This window comes from Patescibacteria group bacterium (assembly GCA_041664365.1).
GTDB lineage: Bacteria > Patescibacteriota > Patescibacteriia > UM-FILTER-42-10 > UM-FILTER-42-10 > JAHJEX01.
Window position 1 is genome coordinate 1 of the sequence record JBAYKW010000024.1, and the last position, 3,096, is coordinate 3,096.

A 3,096-nucleotide genomic window follows, 5' to 3' on the forward strand; every position below is an offset into this window, starting at 1 on the left:
AATAATTTTTGCATCCGGTAAAACCGCTATTTTATAACCCAATTTCTTGGTTCTTAAACACAAATCTATGTCTTCAAAATACATAAAAAATTTCTCGTCAAAACCGTTAACTTTTTCAAAAATATCGCGCCGAATTGCCATGGCCGCGCCGGAAACCCAGTCAGTATTAGTTAATTGGTTACTCGGTTGTTTGGTTGATTGGGTGAAAAATTTGTTCTTGATTATTTCCAATATTCCCCCTTCTTTCCCGTAGGCCCAGGGTTGAAACGAATTATCTGGCAAAATCAATTGCGGAGCAACAATGCCGATTTTAGGGTCTTGTTCAAAAGCATTAATAATTTTTTGAAAAATATTTTCTTGAATTAAGGTGTCGGGATTCAAAAAAAATAAAATATCGCCTTGTGCGATTTTTGCCGCCTGATTATTCGCTTGCCCGAAACCATGATTGTCGTCATTTTTAAGAAAACTGGTATTAGAAAATTCCGCCTCTAAAAATTGTCCTAAATCATCTGAAGGGCTATTGTCAACCACGATAATTTCTGCTATATTTTTATCATAAATCTGTTTGATTGATTCAAGACATTTTTGAAGCAGCAATGTTGTTTTATAATTAATAATGATTATTGAGATTGTCATTTTTATTATTTAACCATTAATTTGCTATTTGCTTAAATATATCTTAAAATTTGGATATTGTAAAGCAAAATCAACTATTAATATTTTTTAATTAGAATTCATAATTGTTATAATTTATGCCCCTCAACCAATCTCCGCAAACATGCCCTATTTGTCAACGCCATGGGCATTTTAAATTTATACAAGACGCTCGCAATCAAAACGGACAATTTTCACTTTATGAATGCTCTCTCTGCGGCGTTCAATTTTGGACACCCTTTCAAAGCCCCGGAGCCGACTGGTACGAACAAGGTGATTGCTATAATGTTAAAGATTCGTCCAAACCAAGAATTTTACACTCCTATCATAAAATATTTTTAAACTCTCATAAAAATCTTGGAAATTCTACAAAGGTATTAGATTTAGGTTGCGGCACAGGCGAATTTTTAGCCGCTCTCCAAAAAAATAAAATTGAAGTTTGGGGAACAGACATTGATAAAGAAGCAATTAATATTGCTCGAGAATCTTTTGACCTTAAAAATGTCTATCCATTGCCTGTTGAAGAATTTATAAAAACTATTCCCTTGCCTCTGTTTGATTTTATTACTATGTTTGAAGTTTTAGAACATATTGATAATCCATGGTTGATTTTAACAGAAGCTAAAAAATTTCTTAAACCGGACGGTCAATTAATCATCAGTATGCCTTCTAAAGAGAGAATTTTTGTTAATTTAAGCAGTTGGGATTTTCCCTTTCACCATCTTAGCCGCTGGAGCGAAAAATCAATGAAAAATATTCTTGATTTGGCCGGTTATAAAAATGTTAGGATTATATATTTTAATCAAATACATTTTCTGTATGATTTATTCTTGGAAATTATTTCTAAAAAATTAAAATTTAAAAAATCTGCCAATTTAAAACAATTAAGTCAAAAAAATAATCAGCCACTAAACACTAAAAAATCTCTCCGTCATTGGATTCTAAGCGCAATTTATAAAACCGGCCGTTTTTTGGGAGTAATTATCCTCCCCTACTTTTTGGCTTATTTAGTAGCTCCGATATCATTTATTTTTTTTCCGCGAGGAGGAGCTATGTATATTGAATGTTTAAAAAAATAATCAAATTTAAAAATAATTTAATATCATATGAACAAATTATATTTGATAAAAAGGGTCTTTGACAGACTCTGCTGGGGAAATAAAAATTTAATCAAAAAAATATTCGGGCAACCTTTAAAGCCAAAATGGCTATGGTTTGAAACAACGGATCGCTGTAATTCCCGATGCACCCATTGCCACATTTGGGAGAAAAAGCCAATTTCAAATCCATTAACCGCCGAAGAATTAGGACGAGCCCTTAGTGATCCTCTTTTCAGCGATTTAGAAAATATAATCAATTCCGGAGGCGAAGCGATTTTGCGCGAGGACATTGAAGAAATAATCAGAACAGAACATCGAATTTTACCAAAAGCCAAATTAGATTTAAGCACCAATGGCATTGCGGCGGAACGCGTTGTTCAAATAGTCAGTTCGCTTCTTTCTACGGAAAAAACAATCAAACTTAATGTTGGCGTTTCCGTGGACGCAATCGGCGAAAAACATAATCAAATTCGAGGCATTACAAATAATTTTGAAAAAATCGATTACTTGCTGCATAAATTAACAGATTTGCGAGAAAAATATCCCGATAACCTTTCGCTTGTTATCGGGTTAACGCTGTCTAATCTTACGCTTTCTGGATGGAAAGAAGTCAAACAATATGCCAAAAAATTAAATATAGATTTTATGGTTCAATGGTATAATCAATCCTCTTTTTATGACAATGCTAATGATAATCACATAAATACGGAAAATAATAAAATGATTGAAGCTGTCAGTGATTTGCCCAATACCATTATTCGCGAAAAATGGTTAAAATGGCTGAAACATCAACCAATTAAATTTCAATGCTTTGCCGCTGACACCTTTTGCGCTTTAAGATGCGACGGGCATCTTGTTCCTTGCCTTAATTTATGGGATACAAGTTTAGGCAATGTCAGAGATCAATCACCGACTGAGATTTGGCATAGCGCAAAAACCAAAGAAATAAAAAAAATCATCAAAAAATGCGATGGATGTTTAAACTCATGGGGCGTAGAATGGAGCGCCAGTTCCAGTTTCTATCCGCGACTTTTATTTTATCTCCGACATCCCGAAGCTGTGGCCGAAAGAATAAAAAGACAAGATTAATAATTTCAAAATTTTAAAACAGGCGCTTTATAAAAATAGCGCCTGTTTTTATTTAATGATAAAAAAAATTAAATTTTATTCAATAATATATCTTCAAATATCTTTGAAGATTTTTCCCAAGTAAATTCTTTAATTTTTTCATATCCGGCCAAAGATATGTTTTTTAATTTATCCTCATTCTCAATCAATTCTATCAGTTTTTCGGCCAATAAATCCGTTTTTTGCGGCAACACAATCACGGCTGTTTTGTCAG

The 3,096-nt window shown here is 33.1% G+C and carries 4 protein-coding genes; 2 read left to right on the top strand and 2 right to left on the bottom strand.

Annotation, left to right across the window (positions count from 1 at the left end; translation table 11 throughout):
• Nucleotides 1-636, bottom strand: a 636-nt coding sequence (locus WCW66_06945; protein MFA6392440.1) for a glycosyltransferase family 2 protein, incomplete at its 3' end; no start/stop codon positions are given.
• A 116-nt stretch (nucleotides 637-752) separates the two neighbouring features.
• On the opposite strand from WCW66_06945, the gene WCW66_06950 reads away from it, so the two are divergent.
• Together WCW66_06950 and WCW66_06955 are read left to right on the top strand one after the other, a co-directional pair.
• Complete coding sequence (locus WCW66_06950; GenBank protein ID MFA6392441.1) at nucleotides 753-1,733, top strand: methyltransferase domain-containing protein; 981 nt, start codon at nucleotides 753-755, stop codon at nucleotides 1,731-1,733.
• 27 nt (nucleotides 1,734-1,760) lie between these two features.
• Nucleotides 1,761-2,843, top strand: coding sequence for a radical SAM protein (locus tag WCW66_06955; protein MFA6392442.1), 1,083 nt, complete (start codon nucleotides 1,761-1,763; stop codon nucleotides 2,841-2,843).
• A 68-nt stretch (nucleotides 2,844-2,911) separates the two neighbouring features.
• On the opposite strand, the gene WCW66_06960 is transcribed toward WCW66_06955, so the two are convergent.
• On the bottom strand, nucleotides 2,912-3,096 hold a 185-nt coding region (locus WCW66_06960), incomplete at its 5' end, for a hypothetical protein (GenBank protein MFA6392443.1).

Excerpts from the sequence above, each read along its gene's own strand:
- WCW66_06955 (MFA6392442.1), top strand. The coding sequence starts at position 1,761 with ATGAACAAATTATATTTGATAAAAAGGGTCTTTGACAGACTCTGCTGG.
- WCW66_06950 (MFA6392441.1), top strand. The coding sequence starts at position 753 with ATGCCCCTCAACCAATCTCCGCAAACATGCCCTATTTGTCAACGCCAT.